General features: G+C 53.3%; 18 protein-coding genes. 8 read left to right on the forward strand and 10 right to left on the reverse strand.

Annotation, left to right across the window (positions count from 1 at the left end; translation table 11 throughout):
* Positions 1–139 precede the first annotated feature (139 nt).
* The gene (locus A6X21_RS19965; protein ID WP_083233765.1) at positions 140–421 is read right to left on the reverse strand and encodes a small basic protein; all 282 of its coding nucleotides are present in this window, start codon (positions 419–421) and stop codon (positions 140–142) included.
* Between the two features lie 461 nt (positions 422–882).
* Between A6X21_RS19965 and A6X21_RS19970 the strand changes: the two genes are divergently transcribed.
* Positions 883–2949 carry an SLC5/6 family protein gene (locus tag A6X21_RS19970; RefSeq protein WP_068851709.1) on the forward strand — a complete coding sequence of 689 codons (2067 nt, stop codon included), beginning with the start codon at positions 883–885 and terminating at the stop codon, positions 2947–2949.
* 469 nt (positions 2950–3418) lie between these two features.
* Here A6X21_RS19970 and A6X21_RS24450 read toward each other — a convergent pair whose 3' ends face one another.
* The 5 genes from A6X21_RS24450 to A6X21_RS19995 form a co-directional block, all read right to left on the reverse strand.
* The gene (locus A6X21_RS24450; protein WP_131818463.1) at positions 3419–4144 is read right to left on the reverse strand and encodes a hypothetical protein; all 726 of its coding nucleotides are present in this window, start codon (positions 4142–4144) and stop codon (positions 3419–3421) included.
* 201 nt (positions 4145–4345) lie between these two features.
* Positions 4346–5020, reverse strand: coding sequence for a hypothetical protein (locus tag A6X21_RS19980; protein ID WP_068851714.1), 675 nt, complete (start codon positions 5018–5020; stop codon positions 4346–4348).
* A 128-nt stretch (positions 5021–5148) separates the two neighbouring features.
* Positions 5149–5643 carry a HesB/IscA family protein gene (locus A6X21_RS19985; RefSeq protein WP_068851716.1) on the reverse strand — a complete coding sequence of 165 codons (495 nt, stop codon included), beginning with the start codon at positions 5641–5643 and terminating at the stop codon, positions 5149–5151.
* Positions 5644–5891: 248 nt separating this feature from the next.
* Complete coding sequence (locus A6X21_RS19990; RefSeq protein ID WP_083233766.1) at positions 5892–6728, reverse strand: adenosylcobinamide-GDP ribazoletransferase; 837 nt, start codon at positions 6726–6728, stop codon at positions 5892–5894.
* Between the two features lie 145 nt (positions 6729–6873).
* The gene (locus A6X21_RS19995; protein ID WP_068851722.1) at positions 6874–8301 is read right to left on the reverse strand and encodes an AAA family ATPase; all 1428 of its coding nucleotides are present in this window, start codon (positions 8299–8301) and stop codon (positions 6874–6876) included.
* A 385-nt stretch (positions 8302–8686) separates the two neighbouring features.
* Between A6X21_RS19995 and rimI the strand changes: the two genes are divergently transcribed.
* Together rimI and A6X21_RS20010 are read left to right on the forward strand one after the other, a co-directional pair.
* The gene (rimI, locus tag A6X21_RS20000; protein WP_083233767.1) at positions 8687–9253 is read left to right on the forward strand and encodes a ribosomal protein S18-alanine N-acetyltransferase; all 567 of its coding nucleotides are present in this window, start codon (positions 8687–8689) and stop codon (positions 9251–9253) included.
* Between the two features lie 1196 nt (positions 9254–10449).
* Positions 10450–11778: a GDSL-type esterase/lipase family protein gene (locus tag A6X21_RS20010; RefSeq protein ID WP_068851728.1), complete on the forward strand. Its 1329-nt coding sequence runs from the start codon at positions 10450–10452 to the stop codon at positions 11776–11778.
* A 218-nt stretch (positions 11779–11996) separates the two neighbouring features.
* Here the strand turns inward: A6X21_RS20010 and smc are convergent, their stop codons facing one another.
* Together smc and A6X21_RS20020 are read right to left on the reverse strand one after the other, a co-directional pair.
* Positions 11997–15764, reverse strand: coding sequence for a chromosome segregation protein SMC (gene smc, locus A6X21_RS20015; RefSeq protein WP_068851733.1), 3768 nt, complete (start codon positions 15762–15764; stop codon positions 11997–11999).
* A 62-nt stretch (positions 15765–15826) separates the two neighbouring features.
* Positions 15827–17962, reverse strand: a complete 2136-nt coding sequence (locus tag A6X21_RS20020; RefSeq protein WP_068851736.1) for a flagellar basal body P-ring protein FlgI — start codon at positions 17960–17962, stop codon at positions 15827–15829.
* Positions 17963–18425: 463 nt separating this feature from the next.
* On the opposite strand from A6X21_RS20020, the gene A6X21_RS20030 reads away from it, so the two are divergent.
* The 4 genes from A6X21_RS20030 (at position 18426) to A6X21_RS20045 (ending at position 23534) form a co-directional block, all read left to right on the forward strand.
* The gene (locus A6X21_RS20030; RefSeq protein ID WP_131818464.1) at positions 18426–20285 is read left to right on the forward strand and encodes a zinc ribbon domain-containing protein; all 1860 of its coding nucleotides are present in this window, start codon (positions 18426–18428) and stop codon (positions 20283–20285) included.
* A 137-nt stretch (positions 20286–20422) separates the two neighbouring features.
* On the forward strand, positions 20423–22198 hold the full coding sequence (locus A6X21_RS20035; protein ID WP_068851746.1) for a hypothetical protein: 1776 nt from the start codon (positions 20423–20425) through the stop codon (positions 22196–22198).
* 132 nt (positions 22199–22330) lie between these two features.
* Positions 22331–22651, forward strand: a complete 321-nt coding sequence (locus A6X21_RS20040) for a (2Fe-2S)-binding protein (protein WP_240490339.1) — start codon at positions 22331–22333, stop codon at positions 22649–22651.
* A 502-nt stretch (positions 22652–23153) separates the two neighbouring features.
* Positions 23154–23534, forward strand: a complete 381-nt coding sequence (locus tag A6X21_RS20045) for a hypothetical protein (RefSeq protein ID WP_068851751.1) — start codon at positions 23154–23156, stop codon at positions 23532–23534.
* A gap of 1239 nt (positions 23535–24773) precedes the next feature.
* Here A6X21_RS20045 and A6X21_RS20055 read toward each other — a convergent pair.
* Both A6X21_RS20055 and A6X21_RS20060 read right to left on the reverse strand, forming a co-directional pair.
* Positions 24774–25193: an Hsp20/alpha crystallin family protein gene (locus A6X21_RS20055; RefSeq protein WP_068851757.1), complete on the reverse strand. Its 420-nt coding sequence runs from the start codon at positions 25191–25193 to the stop codon at positions 24774–24776.
* Positions 25183–25740: an Hsp20/alpha crystallin family protein gene (locus A6X21_RS20060; RefSeq protein WP_013109441.1), complete on the reverse strand. Its 558-nt coding sequence runs from the start codon at positions 25738–25740 to the stop codon at positions 25183–25185. Before A6X21_RS20060 ends, A6X21_RS20055 begins: the two co-directional genes overlap by 11 nt.
* A 532-nt stretch (positions 25741–26272) precedes the next feature.
* Between A6X21_RS20060 and A6X21_RS20070 the strand changes: the two genes are divergently transcribed.
* Positions 26273–26761: a universal stress protein gene (locus A6X21_RS20070; RefSeq protein ID WP_165603881.1), complete on the forward strand. Its 489-nt coding sequence runs from the start codon at positions 26273–26275 to the stop codon at positions 26759–26761.
* The last annotated feature ends 63 nt before the right edge of the window (positions 26762–26824 follow it).

The raw sequence follows: 26824 nt of genomic DNA on the forward strand, positions 1-26824 counted from the left end.
CAGCGAATTCATGCAGGTGACGAAACGCAATTCCATCCCGCAAAAATCCGGCCCTCCCAATGAAAAAAGCCTCTGCAGCACAAGCTGAAGAGGCTTTAACGTAATATGCCAAAAAGAGTTACAGCTAAAAGAAAATGCACTACTTCTTCTTCGCTGCCTTCTTCTTATCATCCTTCTTATCTTCTGCAGCCTTCTTCTTTTTCTTCTTACCAATCACCATTTTCACGATACGAAGCTTGGGAAGTCCAAACGGGCTATCCTGCGAGCCCAGCTTGTCTTCTCCAATCATCTGCAGAATTCGCTCACTTCGCGACAAAACATTGCGGGAACGTGCGAGACGGCCCTTACGCTTCAAACTTTTATCGATCGACACGACCCAACTCCAGATCTCGTCAGTAGTTCCGGCAATAAACCAGAGCATGTACGCATCCGCTGCACGCTCGTCATTCCCTAAGTCTAATCGCCATCTCCTTGTTTCGCAACCGTCGCGCTCTCGTCTCCACCCCCAACCCGACTGGGGCAATCGCTAGATTTTTCACACTCCACAGGCACTTGGAATCATCTCTTTCCGCCACCCTTCACGAGACGCCACTCGTGCATCACTGAACCTTCATCTCAACCCCTGCGATAAATCTGTCCCCCCAAACAAGATTCGCTTTTGTATCACCTGTCCAAAGAGTGATAACACCTCGGCGTCACCTGTCGACAAAACAATTTCGCATATCATCAATCACCTGAACACTCCCACGACAACCCGATCCCCAAAAATCCCGGCCGATCAACCCCTCACCATTCAGTCCCGCCAGCATCCTCCGCTACAATCCTTCCGCGACTCTCCCCCCAACAACTTCAACCCCTCGTTCCACCGAAAGTCTGTCGATAATGAGTTCCTCCAGAGGTGCCTGGGCATCACGCATCGGTCTTGTGCTGGCCATGGCAGGAAACGCCGTCGGGCTCGGCAACTTCCTCAGATTCCCAGGCCTCTGCACAAAGTACGGCGGTGCCTTCCTCATCCCCTACTTCATCGCTCTTCTCCTCCTCGGAATCCCACTCATGTGGGTCGAATGGTCCATCGGTCGCTACGGCGGACAATTCGGACACTCCACCGCACCGGGCGTCTTCGATAAACTTTGGCGCAACCGCTTCTCAAAATATCTAGGTGCTCTCGGCGTAGCACTCCCTTTACTCATTACCATCTACTATTGTTATATAGAGTCCTGGTGCCTCGCCTATACCTGGTACTCGGTCACCAGGCCATTCGCCCCGCAGGAAGGCGACACCCAAAAGATCCTCTATTCGCCCGTCTCTCCACAACTCGTTACAGAAGTCGCCGCCTGGAAGTCATCCCGCGCTCTCGCTCTCCCCATCTCTCGCACCGAGTGGGAACAAAAAGGCCAGAATCTCAAATCTGCTAACCCTCGCCGCTTCGAAAAACTTAACCCGCCAGCCATCTTCTCCAACCTCGATACCAACCGCGATGACTCCCTCACCACCGATGAACTGACCCTGCAATCCTCCAACAACTCAAACCTCATGCGCGATCTCATCTCGCAGGATCGCGAGGCCCAGCTCGCCAAAGAACCCATCACCAAAGCCGAATGGCTCGCCGCAACTGAAAATATCCTTCAGCACAATCCCGAAATGGCTCGCCTTCTTAAACTTCCCAGCGATGCCGCTTTCACCGCCATCGATCTCAATAAAGATAACGCTCTCGATCCCTCCGAACGCCTGGCGATCGAAAAGCCGCTGGCTAATGCCCGCACACAACTCTTCCTTGATGAATATCTCGGCAGCCGCTCCTATGAAGACCCCGCTATCGAAGCCACCTACTTCCGCACTCTCTGGCCCGCCGTCTTCTTCTGGATCGTCACCGTAGCGATCAACTGTCTCGTCCTGGGGACTGATATCAATGCCGGCATCGAACGTCTCGCAAAAATCGCCATGCCCGCTCTCATTATCTTTGCGATCATCCTCGCTGTGCGCGTCCTCACCTTCCAGTCCCCATCCACAGCCGAGCATGGCTACACCGTCTGGGATGGCATGAACTTCATCTGGGAGCCCCGCTTCGATCAACTCGCCAATCCCGAAATGTGGCTCGCTGCCGCCGGACAGATCTTCTTTACCCTCTCCGTAGGCACCGGTAGCATCCTTTGCTATGCCAGCTATTTAAAGCGGAATGACGATTGTGCTCTCACTGGCCTCGCGACAGCTTCCACCAACGAGTTCTGCGAAATTGTCCTGGGCGGCTCAATCGCTATCCCCATGGCCGTCGCCGTCTTCGGCCTCTTCGGTGCTCAAGCCATTGCCAGTGGCGGCTCATTTAACATCGGCTTCGTCGCCATGCCTCTCATCTTCGAGCAGATGCCCCTCGGCCGTCTCTTCGGCCCCGTCTGGTTTGCTCTCCTCTTCTTTGCAGGCATCACATCCTCCGTCGCCCTTGCCTCTCCCATGATGGCCTTCCTTCAGGATGAATTCGGCATCTCCCGCAAATCCGCCGCCGGCATCCTCTTTGGCATCCTCATTGGCTTCGGCATCCCCGTCGTCGTCTTCCCCGGCTCTGCCTATCTCGATCAGTTGGATTTCTGGGCCGGAACATTAGGCCTCTTTATCTTCGCCCTCATTGAACTGATCATCTTTGGCTGGATCTTCGGCGGTAAAGAGATGTGGGCCGAAATGACTCGCGGTGCGCAAATCCCCATGCCACGGTTCGTCTACTACCTCGTCCGCTACGTCGCACCCATCTATATGTTCGTGATTCTCGGCCTCTGGATCTCGCAGGAATGGCAAACCCTCACCTCGGTCGAATCCTTCCTACCAGAGCAACGCGGCTACATCTGGATGGCCCGCGCATCAGTCGTGACCGTCATCGGCCTCGTCACCCTCCTCGTAGGCCTGGCTTGGGCTCAAAAAACCTCCACCCCACTCCCAAAAAACGAGCCGGAAGCGTAAGCGACGGACACTAAAAAGGATCTCCCAACGAACGGGAAGCATAAGCAACGGCACCCATCCCGCACCCCGTAGGGTCCGCTATGCGGACTATAACCCGCTACCCCGTAGAACAAAGCCCCGTAGGGTGCATGAAGTTCCGACGCAATGCACCATCTTCCTGCAATGTGCTACATATCTGTTCGAGCGTAGGGCAGGCTCCTGCCTGCCATCCCACCCCCCCTTCCCAAAAAACGAGCCGGAAGCATAAGCGACGGACACTAAAAAGAATCTCCCAACGAACGGGAAGTATAAGCAACGGCACCCATCACGCACCCCGTAGGGTCCGCTATTCGGACTATAACCCGCTACCCCGTAGAACGTAGACCGTAGGGTGCATGCAGTTCCGACGCAATGCACCATCTTCAACTGGAGTGCTATGGCCACATGGCCACATCGCATTACGATCCCCGTGGCTCTGAAGATTACATCTTCAAGAAACAATTCGTTGCGGATTCACCACGAACCGGAGTGATGCACCAAGAAGTGTCCCGAATAAGCAACCCGTGGTATTGATCAATATTGCAAATGTTAGTGGATTTGACTTGTGACCCATCTTGATATTCATGTCTGCGGCAGGGTGAAGCATCATAAAAGTCGGTGCGGCGACAAGTGCGAAAATGGCAATCGCGTATGCTGGACGTACATAAGTCAAAGCCAGCGTCATCGCGGCCGGTATCGAGAATGCGAACACAACGGCCATCACCTGAGCTGCCCACGAATGGCGTTCGCTAGCTGTCCAGGCCATGGCGAACCCATTGACACCAACGACAACTCCGCCGGCAATCGCTGAAAGGAGTATCAGAACAGAAATAGCTAAACGTTTGAGGGAAGCGGGCTCTGATAAGGACATCTCACTGCCTGCATATAATAAAACACTTGAGTTGTTTGCCGTTAATGGAAACGACGTAAAGGAAAACACTGTACCCAAAGTGTGGCCCCGGTTGAAATTCCGATTTCGACCGCACTGGCCAATCCACAGGAAAGCACTGTCACCCGTGCCATGCTTGCGGCTCAGAGCAAGCATGCCCCTACAGCCGTTCAACAGGACTGAAATCAACTGAATCCAGCACGAGTTCCAACCGCTGCGTGGCACAACCCACCATCCCCACCCCAACAAAAACGAGCCGGAAGCGTAAGCGACGGAACTATCATTCATTCCCGCAAATCAACGAAGGGGGCAAATAACAAAAGCATCAGGATTCATAATTAGCTTTTAGGACCCGTAGGGTGGGTTAAGGCTTTGCGCAACCCACCATCTTCCTGAAGATATCGTGGATAAAGACGGTGCGTTGGCATGCGCCCTACTTCCATTGCTGACCAAGCAAGCAGTACAATCCTGCAACGGGGTGAAGGCGAGTTATTTAATTCGTACATGCTTCTTATAAATAGAAGATTCACGAATGCGAAACAACTCAATCGAATCATATACAACTCGATATTTGTCGAGTGAGGCATTCAAGTCCAGGTGAACCGGCTTATCAACACGAAACCCTTTGTCGACAATCAATTCTGGCGACAAAGTTAAATCAAACAACGAACTTGCAGGAAAGACATACCCAGATAAGTAGTTCAGAACATTCTCGACTTTAATCTCGTGATTATCAGAAACCGGTACTGGATCCTCACAGATTGTCACAGCGATCCATTCTGGCTTGAATTTTACGAAATACTGCTTGCCATCGATCCATTCATGTTTTTGCCAACCAAATTCATCAAACGCTTCGATCTCATTCTTCGTATAAGCATCATGGAAAGACTTCCGTATGTCGATGATAGCATCAAGAATGATTTGTCTTTCACTCTTGATGGTTTTGGTGGCGTTAGAAATCTTTCGAGTGACTAAACCAAACCCCGAATATCGTAAATCCGTGCTATAAAAACTCCACTCAATGGGTGGGCCATATGGTCCAAATGAGCCTTCCGACCAGTTTTTTCGCGGTACCTCTGCCCCACATGCACTTAAAAATAGCACTGAATACAGCATCAGCGCGAAGGGGCCTGTAAGGATAACGCCACGATTGCAGCTTTTCATTCCAGTTTATCCTGGACAAGTTGTTGATGTTGCCAGATCAGGCCGTTATACGACGTCGTTGGGTGTTGTATATTGCCGACAGATGAGAAGACTTTCCCACTTTGCAAATAGGCCCATCGGCTTGCCCCCTACTTCTGATCATGCTCCTTGAGCCATTGAATCCAGTAATCCGACTTGTCGCCCTCGAACTTGGGATTGGTCATTTGGAATCCTTTGCGATCTTCAAGCTCGAGAAAGGAAATCGTCGTACCATCGATGACTTCTGCGAGATGCCGGGGAGTGATAATGTTCAGACCTTGATATTGGCTCACCTGATGGCCTTTTTCGATCTCTTCTGCAAACCCAAGCTCATAGAGATAGCCCATGCAGCCTCCTGATTTCAGCCCGATTCGCAGATATTCGTCGTCGGCGACATGCATCCGTTTCATAAGCTGCCGGATCTCATCAAGCGCTTCGGGAGTAATGAGAATTGTGGGACGGGAACTCGCCGGTTCCTTCTCAATCTCTGTAACGACGGGTGCAGACCCTGATTTTGCCATCAAGCCGGGTAAAGAGAGCTGTTCACAACCCATCACCAGCAAGGTGAAAGCACAGCACAGTAATCGCAGAAAAGCTGGACTCACGGGCGACCCTTGTTCATAAATATGGATTTCCTCTCAACCTGCCGAGAGAATCATGACTATGAACGGGGCATAACTCAAGAAGTTCTTTTTATTAATGCCTTTTTGCCTCCCCGGAGTTTCACGTCACCCGTAGAGCGCGAATGAGCATGCCGGATGTGTTGAGGGGATTGAACGCTGAAAGATAGCAGACGCATACTCGCCCAGAGCTTCCGCAAGCATGTCTCACAGAGCGCTGTGAACTCTCGCGGTCATCGAGGAATCGTGAATGTCAGCACCAGAAGTGTCATGATCTGCCCGAGGTAACAGCCGCAGCCGAGGACATCGCCAGTCAGGCCGCCAATCTTCTGAACTGCGAAACGCCCCCAGAGCCATCCGCAGAGGGCAGAAAGGGAGACAGCTCCGGCCAGCTTCACGCTGATAACCATCACTTCCCACCGATCCGCAGCAGTCGCCAGCGTCACTGTCAACACAAAGATCAAAGTGGGCAAGAGCCACAGCGTACCGGCCAGAAACATCCCGGGTCGAACGTCACCGGCAATATCTTTCGATAATCCATCACGACCGCTGACCAGCGGATAGGCAATCCGCATGACAAGAATCGTCCAGCGGCCAATCGCACCCGAACTGGCCACCAGCGCCACGACCAGCAGCAAATTTTCAGGTGTCACGACCAGGCTGCTGATCAGACTCGCCCGTAAACCAATCGCCAGAATCAGCCCCAGAGCACCGTAGCTCCCCACCCGGCTGTCTTTGAGGATTCGCAGGATATCGTCCCTCGTCCAGCCTCCACCAAAAGCATCACAACTGTCTGCCACCGCATCTTCATGAAAACCACCTGTGGTGAACGCTTCGAAGGCCAAAGCCAGCAGAGCCGCGACCAGCGGTATCCACACCAGACAGGCCAGACCATAGATCGTCCCCGTCAGCAGTGCCAGCAGGCCACCCACCAGCGGATAGTAAATAATCGAGTGCTGCAGAATTGCCAGATCGGCTCCCGGTTGATGCATGCCGCCCGGGACGGGAATACGTGTCAGAAACTGAATCGCTGACATGCATGCATGCCATTCGAATAACCAGCGGGACATGTCCGACTTCCTGATCAATGGGTAAACTCAGCGCTGATCTGTTATTGGAAACGAACCGGTGAGTTTTTTGGAAGTCATGGGGCGTGGAGAGGTAACCAGCATGTTCCGCAACCATCAGCACGCCGCTCTCTCCTGTGACTCGTGACTATTTGCCGTACTGGAGCCCGGTCCCGCGGGATTGCCGGCTCAATCGATTGCTGCAGTACAGGCCATCCAGCAGAAATTCCGCCACGCTGGCAAGCACAGCCGTTTTTGTAGCACCCTCCATTAAAATTGGCTCAAGCTTTCTGGCAGCAGCTTCGACTTGCTCGCTGAAGCCGCGAATGGCACTCAATTTCTTCCACGTTTCTTCAGAGGAAAGTCCATCACCCAGCTCGATCGATTCTCCCAGATCGAAATGTTCGACAACATTCCGAAACTGCTTGGGATTAAAATGCTGGTCGAAGATGTTCTTGGTGGCCTCATCAATGATGCGTCCCAGGAGCTTATCTTCCTCACCCGATTCATCGGACATCGAAAGTTCGAGCTTGCCCCGGGAACTGCTGACCATCGAATTCAGATCGCACGTCCGGGCGACAGCCAGGCTCTCATGCTGCACAATGGCTCGTCTTTCCGCATTGGAAACTAGGTTTTCGTAGTTGGCGATCGACATCCGCACGCTGACTCCCGATGCCTGATTGACATGCGGGCTCTGCCGCGCCAGGCGGGCCGTCTCTTCCACAATCTCTTTGAGGAATGTCGGCACAATCACCTGTGTGGAGGAGTCGCGATCTGTCCACGCATTCTGATCGGTGATCGACATCCCCAGTTCGCGCGTCAGGGGGTAATGCGTACGGATGACAGACCCGATCCGGTCCTTGAGAGGCGTGACAATTCGCCCGCGGTTCGTGTAATCCTCAGGATTCGCACTGAAGACAATACAGACATCCAGATTCAAACGAATTGGAAATCCGCGAATCTGAATGTCTCGCTCTTCGAGCACATTAAACAATCCCACCTGAATCTTGGGGCTCAAGTCGGGGACTTCGTTCATACAGAAAATACCGCGATGAGCACGCGGGATCAGGCCGAAATGGAGCACATCTTCGCTCGCCAGTTCTTTCCCTGAAGCATGCTTCACAAGATCGATTTCGCCAATCAGATCGGCAATCGTCACATCGGGCGTCGCCAGCTTTTCAAAGTATCGATCCGCAGCCCCCACATAATCAATGGGGCAATTGTCCCCTTCGACGGCAATTCGATCACGGGCATACTTCGAAAGTGGTGCCAAAGGGTCATCATGAATCTCCGATCCCGCCACGATGGGCAAGGCGTCATCCAGCAGTGACGTCAACGACCTCAGAATGCGAGTTTTGCCCTGGCCTCTCAGACCCAGAAAAAGCATATCGTGACGGGAAAGAATCGCATTGATGATCTGCGGCGTGACGGTTTCCTCGTAGCCGACAATTCCCGGGAACAGATTTTCACCTGAGCGCAATTTACGAATGAGGTTTTTTCTCATTTCGTCCTTAACGCTCTGTGGTCGATAACCCGATTCCCGAAGTTGACCAACTGTCTGGGGACGATCCACCATTACCTGTCCTTCACCGATGAAATTCTTGACCTCATCCAACCCACCTCCGCACGCACATCCACATTATAGGCAGGGGGGCATGATGTCGAACGCCAGATGAACTGTGGGAAAACAGGAGTCATCCCATTCCTGACCTCCCGGAACAGTCGAGACAGGTTGGGCTTTCCCGTTTTACAGCCACCAGATGATGTGGCTGCTGCCTGGAACTTGAGGCAAAAGTGAGGAACTGCCGCCAAATCCTGAATTTTCTCTTTTCGTCCATCAAAAGCTTTGTTACTTTCCCATACTCTCCGACAGGATGTCGCGATAGATTATGGATGAGCTGAAGGTTTTCGTATTTTACAACGAGCCTCGATAGACTCGAAGTTTGATTGGCAAGGAGGCCATGGTGACAACCGGCAAAACCACGAGCAGCAATCCTTCGGCCTGGCTGTGTGACATGCAGATTCGGTGGATGATCCGCCGAGACATGCCGGAAGTGCTCGAAATCGAAAAAAAGAGCTTCGAATATTCCTGGTCTGAAGAAGACTTTCTCAACTGCCTTCGCCAGCGGAACTGCATTGGCATGGTCGCCGAGCATCACGAGCAGATTGTGGGCTATATGGTCTACGAACTTCTCAAAGACCAGCTTCATATTCTGAACTTTGCCGTCGCTCCGGGTCATCGCCGCCAAGGCGTAGGGACTCGTCTGATGGACAAGCTGGTGGGCAAACTGGCCATGCAGCGCCGGCAAGAAATCACTTTCGAAGTCCGCGAAACGAATCTCGCTGCCCAGCTCTTTTTCAAGAGCCGGGGCTGCCAGGCTGTCGATGTCCTCCGCGGTCATTACGTCGATACCGATGAAGATGCCTACCAGATGGCTTACTCGCCATTCGGCAACGATGTCCTCCGCATGGATCGCGACAAGAAAAATCGCCTGGCCGATTGGGATGATGATCGCGCTGCCGCATGAGGGGATCGTTTTTGCGAAACCCCAGCTTTCCCAACCCCCGAATTTCCCAAGCCACCGTTTTCCCAAAACACTGTCAACCCTGTGCCATTTTTGGCACAGGGTTTTTTGCTACCTCAAGGTAAGACGTCGACATTCATCGACTCTCCTCTTTCCTTGAAACAAACGCGCTCCATGTGCCATGTGCCATGCTTGCAACAGGTGCGACTAGTGCCATGCTTGCGACTGGTGCCATGCTTGCAGCTCTGGGCAAGCATGTCTTCACAACCAACAACGCGAAGTTGTTTCCTCGAAACCAAGGGTGGCCCGGCCATCTCGTGCCCAACTTGCTCACATAGGTCGTCGTGCAATTGCACGACAACAAGAAGCCGCGCCATACGCATGCCCCTCCGAAACCCTCGCCCACGTCTTCGTGGGAGAGGGCAGGGTGAGGGTCTTCTCCATTCTTCCAACCGTAGGGTGCCATGCAGCGCCAGCGAAATGCACCAACTCTTCACCCTTCGCGTGAGACCTCCAAATTTCAAACCCTTCTCCCGCGAAGCCGCGAAGTTCACCAGGAAGATCAGCCCAGGCAGAACAGGCTCCCACCCGCCTTCCAGACTCTTCCTTCCATCTTCGTGCTCTTCGTGACCTTCGTGGTACCCCCGCATCTCCTCAGTTGCAGTTTGCCTTGCATTTCGTGCCATGCTTGCGACTGTGTGCCATGCTTGCAGCTCTGGGCAAGCATGTCTTCACAACCAACAGCGCAAAGTTGTTTCCTCGAAACCAGGGGTGGCCCGGCCAACTCGTGGCCGGGTCGTTGTGTTCGACACAACGACAAGAAGCCGCGCCATGCGCGTGCCCTGCCACCACTGTGGACTTTGTCTTGGTTGGCACGACCCTGAAGCCCCTGAAAATCAAGAAAGTGCGAAAGGGCGTGGTTCTTGCCCGGGTGGCAGGGGTCGAATGTCTTCATTCGCCCAATGGTCAATCGACTTCACCAGCGCCAATGCATCCGAAACAAGCCTTCATAATTTTCGAGCACGTTCGCCCGTACCTCAATCGCAAGCATGTCGTCTCAACCAACAACGCGAATTCTTTCCCGGGAACCGTATCATTCAGCGAATTTCTGTGCGAACCACGTCACGACAGAAAAATTGAAAAATAAGCAATCCAGGAAACCCTTGCTTCTGAAGCCACGATTCGAAAGGATCTTGACCATGAAAACTACAACCTGGATTATCGTATCGCTCCTCGCGATGTTCTCAGTCGTCACACCAATTGCCGGATTGGCCATTGCTGCCAATCCCCAGGTGGAGCATTTAACACTCCCTGAGACTGACGATGGACTTCCCGGCACAGGCCCGATTCGTCGTTACGACTGGTTCAAAAATCTTTGGAAACAGCGACGCGGTCAATGGGTGAAAGATGCCGCGAACGATCAAGGGGCCGTCGTCCTTTATGGCGATTCGATAACCCAGGGCTGGGGCGATCGATTCTCGAAGCAGTTTCCAGGCTTAAAAGTCGCCAATCGGGGCATCAGTGGCGACACCACTCGTGGCATGCTCCTCCGCCTGAATGACGATGCCCTGCGTCTTGCTCCAAAGGGGATGGTGCTCCTCATGGGCACTAATGATCTCGAAGAAGGGGCCTCCCCAGAGGTGATCGTCGCCAATGTACAGCTCATCCTGCAGGCGATCCAAGCTTCCAATGCGAAGATGCCAGTCATCCTCTCACTCGTCTTCCCGAGTTCAGAAACGAAAAAACGCCCTGCAGCACAGATCAAGGCGATCAACGCAGGGTTGGCAAAGATGGCCAAAGATTTTCCCCAGGTGACAGTTCTCGATACCTGGACACTCTTTGCCAATGAAACAGGTGATGCCAAAGCCGCCGAATTCCCCGATCTGCTGCATCCCAACGATGCAGGCTATGAGAAGTGGGCCCATGCTTTGCGGCCACTTTTCGCCACGGCGGGCCTCATCGAGACCGAAGTCGATTCTTTTGTACCCGAAGAAGGATTCGTCAGCCTCTTCAATGGCCACGATCTCACGGGCTGGGGCTGGCGTGGTAAGAAAACACCAGAAGGTCAGGCTGCTCCCGGCAATCCCGCCGGCATCGTTTCCTTCGATGGGAAAACCGCATCAGATGACGGTCGTTATCAGGTGATCAATGGTCGCATTGTGGTCACCACACCCATTGAAGGCCGACGGGTTCAGCAAATGTGGACGACCACTGAGTTCCCCAAAGACTTTGAATTGCGACTGGAATTTCGAGCCACACCAAATGCCGACAGTGGTGTGTTTATTCGCAAGCCACAGCTTCAATGTCGAGATTATCCATTAGCCGGGCCCTACAAAAATCTCAAAAACTACAAACCTCAGGATTGGAACGAACTGGTCGTTGTGGTCAAAGAGGGCAAGGCCTACTGCACCTGCAATGGTGAAGTTCTGGAAGCGGCTCTCCCTGTTCCAGAAACAGGCCCCATTGGCCTCGAAGGAGACCGTGGCCAGATGGAATACCGACGTCTGCGGCTCAAAACCTTGAACTGAGTTCACTCAGCAGTGCGTCTTAAAGCGTGGGCTGATGTATCTCCGCAAACCACTGTTCGCTCGCCCTCGCTCAAACTATCTTTTGCCGCACCGGCAAATGGTGATGGGATGGCTGGGGTTGAGCGTCTTCGCGAATCCCCAGTTCTCGTCCAAAGTGGCTGGGTGTTCCAAGACTCAGTTCCAGCCACAAGAAGTGCAGTTGTTGATTGAAATCCGATTTATGCCGCACCGGACGATGTCGCTGGGCGGAAGTGCCCATCATCCGAAACATCTTCGAAACGGACCGACATCCGTTTCGAGACACCAGATTCTTCCATCGTGACACCATACAGCACATCCGCGACAACCATCGATCGCTTGTGATGTGTAATCATGATGAACTGTGTGTCTTCTCGAAACTCGCGAATGACCGCTGTAAAGCGTTCGACGTTGGCTTCATCAAGGGCTGCATCCACTTCATCCAGGATGCAGAAGGGGCTGGGCTTGGTGCGGAAGATCGCCATGATCAGCGCAATGGCCGTCATCGTTCGCTCACCACCTGAAAGCAGCGAAATACTGCGCAGTTCTTTCCCTGGAGGCCGAGCCTTGATATCGATGCCGCATTCCAGAATCTGATTGGGGTCTTCGAGAACAATATCTCCTTCACCTCCCCCAAACACCTTGCGGAACAGATCCTGAAAGTTGGTGCGAATCGTGGCAAAGGTTTCAGCAAAGAGCTTGCGGCTCTCCTGTTTGATGCGTCGAATAATATCTTCTAACGTGGCCTTCGCTTCCACGAGATCCTGAAGTTGTGCCGCCAGTTGTTGATAGCGCTGCTCCAGTTGTTCGAGGTCATTAAGGCTCTCTGTGTTCACACTCCCCAGCAGTTTGAGTTTTCGCCTTAATCGCTGGACGTGTGCATCGACTTCGGGGCGAATGGCCTCAAAAGTAATGTCTTCCAAAGCCAGATCAGAGCTCGTTAACGGCGCTGCCTCCTCTTCGCTTGCAGTAGTTTCATGATGTGCGGATAACCGCTGCTCCCGATAGTTTTTCAGCGCACTATGTTCCGAAGCCGCGAGTTCCTCAGGTTGCGGGTGCCCCTCTTCCTGAAGTCGCTCGGCAATCGCAGCGAACGCATGTTCCAGATCGCGTTGCCGCATGACGATCGCCTGCCGCTCATCATCGAGTTTACGCTCTTGTTGACGCAATTTGAGTTCTAATTGCAAAGTCTGGCTGCGGCTGGAACGAAGCTCCTGCTTCTGGTGTTCGAGTCTGGCAGAAGTAATCGCCAGGCTTTCAATTTCAATCATCGATTCGTCTGTCAGAGCGGAAGCATTCAGCATCTGCAGCGTCAACTCGGATCGTGTCGCCAAGGCTTCCTGAACCCGACGTTCGGCTTCATCGCGCTGGGCCAACCGGCTTTGCACTTCTTCGGCCAGACGGGCACTTTGTTTTTCCCAGCCGGCAAGTCGTTCCGCCTGCGTCGCCAGTTCCAGTTGTTCGCGATTGATGGCCTCGATCAGTTGCCTGCGTGCCAGCGCGGTCTGTTCCAGCAGATGACGAGCGTTCTGGAGTGCGGTCTCTTGAGAACGGCACTGTTCTTCGAGACGGGTTTTCTCTTCAGTCAACTCAGTTTGAGAAGTCTGCAGATGGTGCAATTGTGTTTCGACCGCAGCACGGTTCGCGTGGGCCTTTTCCAGTTCAGTCTGCAGTCGATGTTCGATCTGTTCGGCCATCGAAACCTGTGAACGCACCTCGGCAAGCCGTGTCGCTGCCGTGTCCGCTTCAGTCGCGGCGGCTTCAAGAGAGGCGTCAGCCGCAGACAACTGGGTGTAAGTGATGTTCACCGATTGTTCTTGCCGCTCGATCTCCCGGTCCAGGCGTGAAATATCGATTCGCAGTTGCCGCAATTCGCTTTTTCGCGGGATAACCGCCGTATCTGTCCGCAATGTTCCCAGTGCAATCGCGCCGTTGGCTTCGAGAACTTCTCCCTGCAAAGTGACAAACCGGCAGCCTTGCCCTTCCCCTGCGGAAAGTCGGACTGCCGCCGGCAGGTCATGCACGATCCATGTATCTGCCAGGACAGCCGCAGCCAATCCATGGACACCACGTTCCTGACGGATCAGTCGATCGGCACGAGTCACAACACCCGGTTGTCCATCGAGAGAGACCAGTCGACGGTGATCGAGTGGGAAGTGAATGAACCGCGTTCCCTGCCACGCTGGCTGACGGAAATCAGATCCTTCGGTTTCAGGAATCGCGAGAAACTGAACCCGCGACGAAAGTTGAGCCTGGCTGCGTCCCAGGTAATCCAGCAGTGGCTGGTATTCGCGAAGCACAATGATATGGGCACGCGAGCCCAGTGCCACTTCGACCAGGGCCGCATCATTGAGATCGACATCCAGAAGATCAGACAGGCTGCCGACGACAGAATCCCACGGAGCCTGCCTTGTCGTGCGGGCTCGATGCAGAATTTCACGCACACCGATCCCGAGACCCTCTTCGCGCGATTCGAGATCTTCAAGCACAGATTTTCTGGCCATGGCAGCACTGCGCTGCTCACGCAGGCTGGAAAGTCTCTCGCGAGCACTGTCTTGAGTACCAATCAGTTGGAATCTCTGAGATTGCACACTTTTGAGATGTTCCAGCCTCTGTGCATGATCAGTCGAGGCCAGATTCATCTCGGCATGAAGCACAGTCCGTTTCTGCTGGGCGTGATGCAGCTTCTCTCGAAGTTCTTCGATTTGCTGTTCATTCATCAGCAGCGCCAATTGCTGACTGTCAGTCTGTGCCGCCAGTTGTGTCAACTGACTCTCGATCTGCTGGGTCTTGCGCTCAAGTTCCCGCAACTGCTGTTCCTGGTACTGCAGTTGAATCGAATCGCTTTCCTGCTGCTGATCAAGATGAACCAACTGTGATTGCTGTTGTTCAAAACTCTCCCGGCGCTGGGCGTATTCTGTCTGAATTTCTGCAGATCGAACGGCGGACGACTGAATTTCCTGGAATGAAGCATCATATCGCTGAGCAAGCATGACTCGCTGGCGGTAAAGCCGCGTCAATTCGCTTTCGAGCTCACTCATGCGCGATTTGAGAAACTGAACCGTCGCCTGATCTCCAGCGACTTCTTGTCGCAGGCCGTTCAACTTCTCATTGACCTGACGAATCTCTCCATCGAGTGCGGATAACTCGTGCTCAGTCAGTTTTTCGTCGGCTTCGATTTTCTGATGTTCGCTGGTCAGACTTTCCCGCTCAGCATCGAGCGCCACCATCTTTGCCGCGAGTTCATTCAGTTGAAATTGCAAAGCCCGCGTATCGTCTGCCGCCAGGCCCAGCCACCATCGGGTGAGTTCCTGATGGATTTCCCGATATTTGACAGCCTTGGCCGCCTGGCTGCGCGTCGAATTCAGTCGGCCTTCGACTTCATCAACAATATCTGTCAGTCGCAACAGGTTCTGATCGACACGCTCAAGTTTGCGCAGTGCTTCCTGCTCGCGTGTTCGAAATCGACTGATCCCTGCGGCTTCTTCAAAAACAGCACGCCGACTGGAGGGATTTCCCTGAAGAATCTGATCAACTCGCCCCTGCTCGATGATCGAATAGGCCGACGCTCCAGCGCCAGTTCCCATGAACAGGTCGCGAACATCCTTGAGCCGGGCATTTTGCCGATTGATTAAGTATTCGGCTTCACCATTTCGCCAGATGCGCCGCCCGACAGTCACTTCGGGAGTTTCAATCGGCAGGAGGCCCGAGGAATTATCAAAGGTTAATGTGGCTTCGGCATAGGCGTTCGGTTTTCGTCCAGCCGAACCGTTGAAGATCACATCGGTCATCTCTTTGCCGCGCAAACTCTTGGCACTTTGATCACCAAGAATCCACTTCAGAGCATCGACGACGTTACTTTTTCCACTGCCATTAGGGCCCACAACCGACGTGATCCCCGAGGCGAAATCGAAACGTGTTCGATCCGCGAAGCTCTTGAAGCCGAAAAGTTCCAGCGCTTTGAGCATGGGAAGAACACTTGAAACAATGGAACATCAACAACCGGAATCAAAGACACCGAGAAATTGTCTTATTTCACAGGAGTACGTTTGAACGCAGGCAGCCAGCGAGACTGGATCTTCTCTGACGATGAATCGGGCTCATCATCGCCATAGGAGCGATCGGCTGTCGACTTGGACGACGATTTTTTCTCAGCTCGTGGGGAATCATCAGGCTCAGATTGAGAAGGGAGCCCCGGGTTCGGTTCTGTCTTCTCAGGTGTTTTTCTGGACGAAGATTTCTTCTCGGCACCATCGGTTTTCACACTCGCCATCGAAGGCTCAGCATTCTGATCGGCCGGACTCTTTTCGCTGGCATCAGGCTTTTTCGTGACGGCCTTCAGGCTCTCTGCATCGGTCTTGAGTGCCAGGGGATCCGATTCTTCACCGATCGCCTTTTCGGGTGAGATCGGGAACATATTCGGTGAAAGATTTTCACGGCCCACGCGGGCTTTACGGCTGGCTGGCAACGATCCATCAGTGTCCGGACGACTATAGAATCGCCCGGCTTTCGGAAGTGCATCCATCGCAAACTCACCAGGAAGATTCTGCTGACGATTGGCCTGCACCAGAAGTTGCACAATATCTGGATAACTGGCACCCATCTCGGCAGCAGCATAAATCACGTCTGCCACTTTAAGGGACGTTTCTTTCCGTTCATCCGCCTGACCAACAGCAAACTTCGCGACGGAGACCGTGCGGCTGCCAGGAGGAATCGTGACCATAATTCCGCGACCAGCCGTCGCGTACATGGGGGCAATAAACTCCTGATCAGCACCGAACAGCACGATTTCCGGTCGAGTACGCAACGTGACGTGAGTCATCGGCTGGCCAGTCGTCTTGAGGACATGCAGTTGATACTGCTTATCCTTGAGTGGAATGCCGCGGATAAATGGCTCCTCGCGAGAAGCCGTCCACATGGCTCGGAATGCGCCGTATCGAGTCTCTGCCGTTGGTTCGCTCATGAGCTCGCGAAGTTTGACATACGATTCAGCGTCTTCGATTGTCGACAATGCCGAAAGAGCAAACACGCGAAACGCCGGTTCTTCCCGCACGCACTTTTCCAATACATCCACGCCCGAGGTATCCCCTAAATAGGCCAGTGCGACAGCCGCATAAAACTGGCATTCCAGCAGCGGAGCTTCCAGTGCTCCCTTCAATGTAGGAATCGCATCGCGACCCACAGCTTCCAGTTGTAGCGAGGCACTTTCGGCCTTATCCGGTTCAAAGATATCCTTGGCCAGCTTCTGCAGTCTGACCCGGCGTGTGACTGTCGTTTCTCGAAAGGCGATGCTCCGAATCACTTGCAGATAGCGAGGATAATTTTCGCGGTAGGTGGGGTGAATCTTCAGAATGATTTTCTGATCCGTCTTGGCTTCGGCCATCGAAACCTTGATCCCCGATTTGTCGTAATCGTGAAAGCGAATGCCAATCGCTTCGGCAATACGCGAAGAGTTACGGACGGATCGCACATCGTTCCGCAGAAAAATAGCCAGATCTCGTTCTCGAAGAACTGTCGCACCACCCAGAACTCGCCCCATCCGCTTTTGCAGCTCGACTTCAGATTTCGAGCCACCCAGAACCGACGACGTGAGGATCGGGCCTTTGGCCTTCGCAAAGGTATGTCCTTCGAGCACACCACGCCCTGGCACAAACGCATGTTCCGTCAGATCGCAGTCGAGCAGATAACCACCTTCAAGACTCGTAGCTTGTGCACTTTCGGGAATTTTGACTTCCACATCGATGGTGGCCCCTTTTTCAATCAAAGGTGGCAGGTAAGCCTTAATGACCACCAGAGCCGTGTTCGGCGAAGCCAGAATCTGATTGGGATTGGGAACATTTCTCCGCTTCATGTCTTCCAGCAACAGCGAGCGGAATTGCGAAGGAGCAGGGTCTCCCCCAGTTCCATTCAGGCCGACCACCAGACCGACACCTTCAAGCACCACAGGCTCAAGCCCTGCGAAACTTGCATAAGTTCCAATCAAAGGAGTCTCAGTTTTTGTGGCGAATTCATCTTCGATCTCTTCTTCAGATTTCGATTCCGCTGCAGCCTTGGACTTCTCAGATTTCCCGAACTTGAAGGGATTCATCGCCATGTGGGTAGCGCAAAACCCCGTGGTGGCGAACAGCACCATCAGCGACCAGCAAAATCGATGTCCAGAGATCATGGAGAACTCCCGGCGGGAAGCGGCCTGTGGGCACACTTTTTATGCGAACGAAAACGGATCAATCGTGTTGGCAAAGGGTCTTGCCACTCGAAAATCAGTAAGTTTGAAAAGCGAAAAACTTGAGGTGAAAACTCAAATGGCAGGCGGGAATGGTATGAAAAGCGAGGGAATCAAGAATCGACGTGAGCAGGAGGAAGGGAAACCTTGATTCTGAAGAGTAGTTTCCGGGGGTCAATCAGGTCAAGACGAGGTTGATTCACCGATCATGGAACAGGCGATGAATTTCTGGAAGTTGAGATATTGAAAAGATTTGTCGTCACCGTGTTTGGCATTTGTTAGACTTTTACTTATCCGTATTCATGGCAGATCATGGCATTTGCCCAATCCGCCATGGCAAAGTTATCCATGAGACATTGCACGCAGCGAGAAATCGTAGTCCGGCTTGCAGAAGGATCCACTCACGATGTCAGCCAGCCTGATTATCACTTGCCCCGCCTGTCAGCGGGAACTGAAGATTCACGATCGTCGTATGCTGGGCCGAAAAGGGAAGTGCCCGAAATGCCAGCATGTCTTCGTGATGGAAGAACCACCAGAGGTCGTGCTGGAAGCCGTTGATGAAACTCAAGCGGCTGAACCCATCCGGTCGGCACCTTCAGCAGCCGCTCTGGCCCAGCCGATGGCCCAGCCGGCCGGATTTCCAGGAGCCTTTCCCGGTCTTGATGTCGAACCGACTTCGATTCGCTCGATGAAATCCAAGCGTAAGCCCAAAAGTCTAGTCAACCGATTGGTCGGCCCGATCCTGGCACTGGCTGTGGTCGCTGGTGGTGCTGCCGTCGCTTATGTTTCCTTCGGGTCTTCCGCTGTCGGCAAGCCAGCAGCTTTCTCGCCCAATCCCGCCGAGTTACAGCCAGCCGTCAATCTCACAGCCACCACTCCTGTCGCCGCTCCCAAATTTACCATTGACTCCATCGAGTTTCAGCCACCCACCACGAAGCAGCCACTCGTGCTCCGTTATGTCCCTGCGGGAACACGCGTGATTGTCCATCTGCGTCCCGCCGATCTCTGGAAAGCGAATACGCTCGAAGAAGAAGTTCGCTACTCATTGGGGCCCATTGCCGAGTTCGCCGCAGCACAGATCAAGCTCTACTCCGGGGTAGAACCTGCCAACGTCGAGCAGGCCACGTTCTGCCTGATACCCACACAACGTGGCATGGCCCCCAGTGTGGCTGCCGTCTTTACTTTCGTCGAGCCCATTAAAAAGAGCGATTTTCTCGAAAAGTACGGCGGACAGCGTGATGACACAAATGGTTATCCTATCTATCTCACCGATAAACTTGGCTACCTGCTTTCCAGTGATGCCAAAACCATGGCCATCGCTCCAATTGAACTCGCCCCCGAGATGGCTCAGGCTTCAACCAATCCCAATCCGACGATTGGCGGAATTGAAGAATTGCTGCCACTGCTCGATTCCAGTCGGCAGATGACAGTTGTGTTTGAACCTCTGGCTGTCCGGCTCGATGCCGAATTTCTGGTCCCCGCTCCCGCCCGCCCGATGCTCGACAAAATGTTGGACTGGCTGGGTGATGATGTCGAAGCAGCCGCATGGAGCCTGCATCTGAGTGAAAAAGGTTTGTTCTCGCACATGTGGCTGAGAAATTCGAATGTCATTCAGCCCAATCGCCTGGCCAAACTGATCGATCAGAAGCTCGATGCGTTGCCGCAGATTTTTCTGACTGCCGTTCAGTCCATGTCGCCGCGCGAGATGGGGAAGCGTCAGTTAATTGGCCGTTTTCCAGCAATGGCCAGAGCCTTCAGTATGGCCAGTCGAACCAAAGTCGGCTCCCATCATGTCGAAGTCATTACTCCCTTGCCCGAACGGGCCGCACCCAACCTGGCGCTGGCAGCACTGCTGGCGTGGGATGAATCGACCCGCACCGATTTCTCGCGGAAACCTGCCGCCCAGACCATGGCACAAACGAACGCTCCCGCAGCAGGCCCCAAACTTCCTGAGGCTTTGAGTAAACTCATTGATGTTGATTTCCGGCGAACGCCTCTCCAGGAAGCATTTGCCTACGTTGCCGATGAGTTGAAGATTACCATCGATATCGATGGTGATGCTCTCAAACTTTCAGGTTACACCAAAAACATGCCTCAAGAGTTCCAGATGACTCAGGTGAGTGCCAACAAAGCCCTCGCTGAAATCCTGAAAAAGTACGACAAAATGTGCCTGGTCATTGATCAGAAGCAGAATCGAGTCCTGGTAACGACCTATCCTGTCGCGGAAACACAGAAGCTGACCCCTTATGTCTTCCCCAAGGAGTAGTCGATACCACCTTGATCGTGTCGTTGACGAAAGCTGACACAAACGGTCATTACTGGTTGGATTCGTCATTGTGCTGGTCGTTGCCTTGGCCGTGTTGATTTTCGATCTGGCGAAACTTTGTTGATCTGGTGGGCTCAATGCCATTTCCTGCCTGCCCTAAGTGCCTGGCGCCGATTCGTATCCGCGATCGGAAGTTTGTCGGCCGGGAAATTCCCTGCCCAAGCTGTGCTGCGCCCATTGTGCCCCTCGTGACTGGGCACGATGAATGGCAAGTCATTCTTCCAGAGGAGTACGCCCGACAATCCGCCGCGACAGGCAATTCCGCGAAATCGAATCTCGAAAAGCAGAATACAGGGCTGCATGCATCAACAGGCCCGGCTGTCGTCAAACCACAGGGGGCAGGAACCCCGCGTCTTGGCGCCCGGTCGTTCAAAGCCCCTTCACCCTTTGTCATGGCCTGGATCGGATCGGGTGTCATCACGTTTTGTATTGTGATGGTCATTGTGCAGTCCTTTTCGCGTCGGGATCATCAGGCCACTCTTTTAGTGACTCCCCAACCTCACGAAAGCTCACAACAACCTCTGCCGTTACCCGAGAATTCAATCCCCGGTCAATCTCCACCTGGTCCATCCTTACCTGGTAAAGCGGAGACTGTGCCACAGCCACTCCCCGCCTCGCATGAAAAGCTCTCCAGCCTGGGACAGTGGCTCTCTGGCGAACTCGCCAGCCAGGGAGCATTTCCAGCCGCCACCACGGGTGAGAGCGATAACCCGGAAGAAGCCTGGGGTTGGCTGAACCGATACGTCGCTCAGACTCAGCCCACAATTGTGCCACCACCTTTTGAAGGTTCATGGCGTGGCCCGAATCACGATCGATTTGTGCGTCGTCGCATGAATTCCCTCTTGATCAATGAGCAGGAGGGCCTCATCGGCAGTGATGGATATCCAGCAACTCAACTCGTTGGTGTGGCGGGAATCGGCATCGATGGCCCCAACTTACCGGCAAGTTCCGAGTATGCCGGGATTTTTGCGTACGGTCGAACGACCCGTCAACGCGACATTCTCGACGGATTGAGTCAGACGGCCATGGTCGCTTCTGTGAAAAAAGATCTTGCCTCCTGGGCCAGTGGAGGCAAGGGGGGTATTCGTTCGCTGACAGCAGCACCTGTGATTGATGGGCCGGATGGCTTTGGAATTGTCGGGCAATCGGGGCAATTGCTCCTCATGGCGGATGGAAGTGTCAAAGAACTGAACCAGTTGACAGATCCCGTCATCATGAGGCGCATGTTCACCATGGCAGAGGGGATTGATCTCACGGAGGCCGCCTCTCCCGATGCTCCACTTTTCCCCGCCAGAACCCCATCTCGTCAGACCATTCCGATGGCAGATTCTCCTGGCGGCAGTGAATCTGTGGCTGACAGTCAATCTTCAGCTCCCACCGCGATCACTCCCCAAAAGGATGATCCTGCTGCTGAACAACCGCAGGGCAACGGGGAAAAATCTTCAACGGCCGAAGTGGTCGCTCCACCTGCCGCTCAGGCACCCTTGCCACCCGCAATGGTCGTACAGAAACAGGATTTAAAGATCAATTTAGGATTGTCGCTCCTGAGATTTCGGACAGATGAACCTGTGGCTCGCCGAAGGTTAGTAAAATCAGCCGCTGATCTTCTGGGGGCTCCCGTCACCACTCCAGAGGGACCTCTTCCGGCAGAACTCGTGGAGATTCTTGATCAGAAAATTACTATCGATCTCGAAAAAGTTTCGATCGAGAATCTGCTCAATGAGATCTTTCGCGATTCTCAGGCCGGCTGGAGTCTTCAGGAGGGTCGATTGCTGATTCAGCTCAACAGCAATGTCGTCCCAGGCCAGCCACCGGCAACTGGGGAAGAACCTCGCGAAGTCGCGGTTCCATAAGTTGACGGACTTTTTGCGATGCGTCCTCATGGATCAATTGAGGGTCCGCAGCACAGATTGAGTACTCAAAGGTTGATGATGGAACTGGACGATACGATCTGCTTTTGTTTCCATATTACCAAACGGAAGGTGATGAACTTCATTCGTGTTCACCGCCCCCGCGTGGCCAGTCAGGTCAGTGAATGCGGAGGTGCCGGGACGGGTTGCGGCTGGTGTCGTAAGTATCTCAAAAGGTACTTTGACGAGTCACAAGGGCGCATGCACTCGACATCGGGTGGACTGGATCCCCACGCAGAAGAAGCCCCGGAAATCTCCCTCGAAGAATATGCAACCTCTCGAGCAGCCTATATTCGGGCAGGTCACGGAAAACCAGCGGCAGGTGCCATCCCTTTACCCGACGTCACCACAGAACCAACTCGACAGCCCCCCTCCGACCAGCAGTCGCCTGAGTAGCTGATCAATCTTCTGATTCCGCTTCCACGCTTCGCCTCGCTCCCAGTGCGACGCTTGCAGCTCGGAGCTGTCTTTGACAACAACACTTGATGTGAACATCCACCAAGGGTGGCCCGGCCATCTTGTGGCCGGGTTGCCGTGACTTTTCACGGCAACAAGAAGCCGCGCCATGCACATGCCCTGCCACGACAGAGTGGCTGGGGTCAAACGTCCTCGTTTGCCCCTTGGTCATGGGACTCTCAATACTGATGGCAAATTCGATCGAACACCATGAAAAGGATGTCTCAGATGAATTTATGCCTCCGGCCCACTGGTAGCTCGCGAACGAACAACCTCTTCCACCCTGCGACATCCAGCAGCATCTATCTTCAATTCCATGCCAAATGGAAACCGGTTGAGAAAACATGAGATTGCGTAGCGTTGGAGAGACAAAGCCGCTCGACTCATTAAAGTTGAGCCACGTATGTAGATTCATCCATGGCATTTTCAAAGAGGTGCGAAGATGATTAAGCCAAGTGATTTCCAATCGTTCTTTGAAGAAAGGCCGTTCCCATTTGCCGTTGTCTCGAACACGGATGGCACGAATGTTTTTTTTCATGGCCAGCCCAGCAACGTTGAATCAGCGAGGTTATTCGACACACTGTTTTTCGATGCAGAGACGATTAGAAGGCTTTATTCATCACTCGAAGGGGCCATCTTGCCGCGCATGTGGAGTCATGGATCGGCCCGCTGCATCATCTGTATGCCCACACCCAACCTTATTGGTGGAATCTTTTTGTTGGATGATCGAGATGTGACGACCCGCTACAGGGAATCTAAGTTGATAGCGGAAGAGATGCATAGTTTCGCTATAGGTGTTGATACTGCTCATCAAAACGACTGAAACGCGACGCTGGGTAGCAAGCCACAAGAGGGCACCGGCAGAGTCGCATCTCAGATCCTGGGAGACTCACATGGCAGTTCTTGCGCCAGCCAAACCTCTTATGCCTCCGGCCGACAGGTAGCTCGCGAACGAACAACCTCTTCCACTCCGCGTTCTTGCCTTGCCGTATAAGAAACTAGAAATCAAGAGGACGTGCGTATATGGGAAACTCACATTTTCCTTTGTTCATTTGGGTCAGGCGATGCGTTTTTGTGGTCGTGGCTCTTGTTGTCTTTGTGGTGGCTTGCAATGTGTTATACCCCTTCTTTCCAGCACCGCTGCAGACCTACTGGTTGAGTATGCCGCGATTGTGGGAATCAAGCGGCAACTATCACATCAGAATGTACGAAACATTTCGCTGTGGGGATTTCGTCGATTTAGACTTGGCAGACAGATACTGGCGTTTAATTCATAGTCTTCCAGCGGACCAGAGAATGCGGTTAGTTACGGAACATTTCCTATCAAAGGCTTCGCGTGATCCATGTGATGTTGATGTGTACAGAATCCTTCAAGAGACACCGATAGAGTCATATTCCTACCTGAATGGATTGCTGCAAAACACAGGTAGTCGCGATTTACGAACGAGGCTGCGGGTTCTCACGTTGATGATTAGTGTTTCGGGGCGTCCCGATCTTGTGCCAGCTTGGAGAAACGCGTTGAGAATGTATTGTGAGGAATCGGGTAGATATGTTCGTGGGTATTCTGCTCCTGTGAACTCTGCCCTCATGGAGCGAGCTCTTCAGGCCGGTGCTCCTGAACCTCCAAAGGTAATTGCGGTTGAAGTGGACAGCGGCATAATTCATGACTCTCTTGAATTTGACGCATGGTATGAGAAATACAAAGGATTGTTTTGATTATATTGTATCAGACTGGAGGGTCCTAGAGTGAGATTCCATTCGTCGTTCTCGGCATATCCGACTTTCATTAAAGCAATTTGATGGTCGCAACAGCACTGACTGCAAAGACGACCGCAGAGTGGCCCCAGTCGAAACTCTGATTTCTACTGGAGTAGCAAACCACAAAACGGCACCGAAAGAGTCGCATCTCAGATCCTGAGAGACTCACATGGCAGTTCTTACGCCACCCAAACCTCTTATGCCCCCGGCCCACAGGTAACTCGCGAACGAACAACCTAACCCACCCTGCGGAGCAAGCATGTGTAATCGGCTCTCGACACGCTATTGATCTTCGGGATGAGTATCAGTCGGTTTTGACTTCAATCTTCCTGGGGATGGCCTTCGTCGCGCGGGGGAGGAAAACCTCCAGCACGCCGTGGGCGAGTCTCGCTGTGATTTTCTCGTGGTCCACTTCGTCATTGAGAATAAATGATCTCAAAAAGTGCCCGATGGGATACTCCTGATGCAGAGTCTGGACCCCTTCCAGCCATTGAGTCTGGACACGACCGTAGAGTGTCAAACGGTTATCCTGAACCTGCAGCTCTAATGTCTCCAGAGTGACCCCTGGCAAATCCGCCAGCAGAATGAGGCCGTCCGGCCGCTCGAAAATATCAATCGGCGGTGTGAAGACCACTTGTTGTTCGACCGGTTGCTCAAGAGCGGCATCTCCCGGGTGACGAAGTGATGCTCGACCGGGCGGAATCTCGGGTTGTTCAGCTCTCATGAGATTCCCTTTCCTTGGGTTCGATCAATCCGGAAACCTGACCGGGCTCAGTCGCAATTCTCCGCGCCGGTGTGGGGATCGCTTCCGGGACCGACTCGACGGGAGGAGGATTTTCGGCAACAGCCGTAACGGTAATCTGCCTTGCCGGCTTGGGGGGCACTTTGGGCAGACGAATCAGGAGCACACCGTTGGAAAACTGTGCCGAAACCGCTTCTTCACGAATACCATCGGGCAGCTTGAGAGTCCGCTGCCATTTGCCGCGAGGTCGTTCCTGCCGGCGAAAGGCTTCATCAGGAACACCTTCCGGGCCCAGGTGACGTCCTTTGAGCGTAAGAGAGCCCTCGTTGACGCTGATATCCAGTTCTTCGAGACGGATTCCGGGCAACTCTGCAGTGATCAGCAGTTGGTCAGGAAGTTCATACAGATTCACAGCAGGGTAATGTCTGACAACGCGCAGTCCCTGAAGAACACCCGCGAGCAGGGAATCAACCTCCTGCTCGAAGTTCTCCATGGCCTGCCAGGCATTTCCCCATCGAAAGATGGCCATATTGCTTTACTCCTGAATCAACATCAGACCTCTAAAGACGCAACTGACATGCCAGTCAGGCATGATTCATCGCCCGAATCTCTGATTTGACACAAAGGTATTCAGCAATTTGAGTTAAAGAGCAAGACCAGATTCAGGGCCCAGGTGCTCCACGAGGCCTTTGGCGGTAGAAATGGAATTGAGGCTCAAAATCATCTGCCACTATGGCAGGTTCTGATCGATACTGAATTTTGCCTCCTCACCAGCCTGATCCCTGCCAGCCTGAATCCCTGCCAGATTCGAGGGAAATCTCCCCCTTTCGAAATCGTGCCGTCGGGCGATCAACAAATTCACACAATTTTTCACCGTGGTGCTGCAGCCACGATTCGTCAATGACGTTTGCTGAATGGAAGCCTCACGGGGTAACATCATTGATGACATCGAAATGATTCGCCTCAGGGGCATGGGCCATCGCCTGGAAAAAGCGTTGATGGAGTGCAGTCCCCGGGCAAAAGTGACTTTTTTCTCCAACTTACAGCCTGAGGATGACACCGTGAAACTGCTGCTTTGTGTCGATGCATCGGGATCATCAGACCGAGCGATCTCCCGCGTGACTGAACTTGGTTTAGGTCACTCCAAGTCAAACTCAGTGACACTCTTTACAGTTTGCGAATCACTTCCTGAGCATGTTTTCGAGATCAGCGAAAAAGTGGGCATGCACGCCAAAGAGCTCGCCTCAGCATGGTCTCTGAAGTCGCGCTCTGCAGGGGAACAGGCGTTGGCTCAAGCGAAGGCCAAGCTGCTGGAGAGTGGTCTGCCGGAATCAGCCATCCATATCAAGTTGTGCGTCGCTGATGCGACTCCTGAGTCGCGCCAGGTGGCAGCTGCTGCCAGCCTGATTGAAGAGATGACCAGTGGGAACTACGACCTGGTGGTCATTGGTCGCCGTGGTGCCAAACATCTCTCCGAAAACCTGATTGGCAGTGTCGCTGATAAAGTGATTCGAGCCGCTTCCGGTCGAAGTGTCCTGCTGGTCGATTAGACTTCGTGGCGACTCCCAGATCTTTTGTGCCTCGAACCACTGGCTTTCCGCCCTGAATGGCGT

Source organism: Planctopirus hydrillae (assembly GCF_001707835.1).
Taxonomy (GTDB): domain Bacteria; phylum Planctomycetota; class Planctomycetia; order Planctomycetales; family Planctomycetaceae; genus Planctopirus; species Planctopirus hydrillae.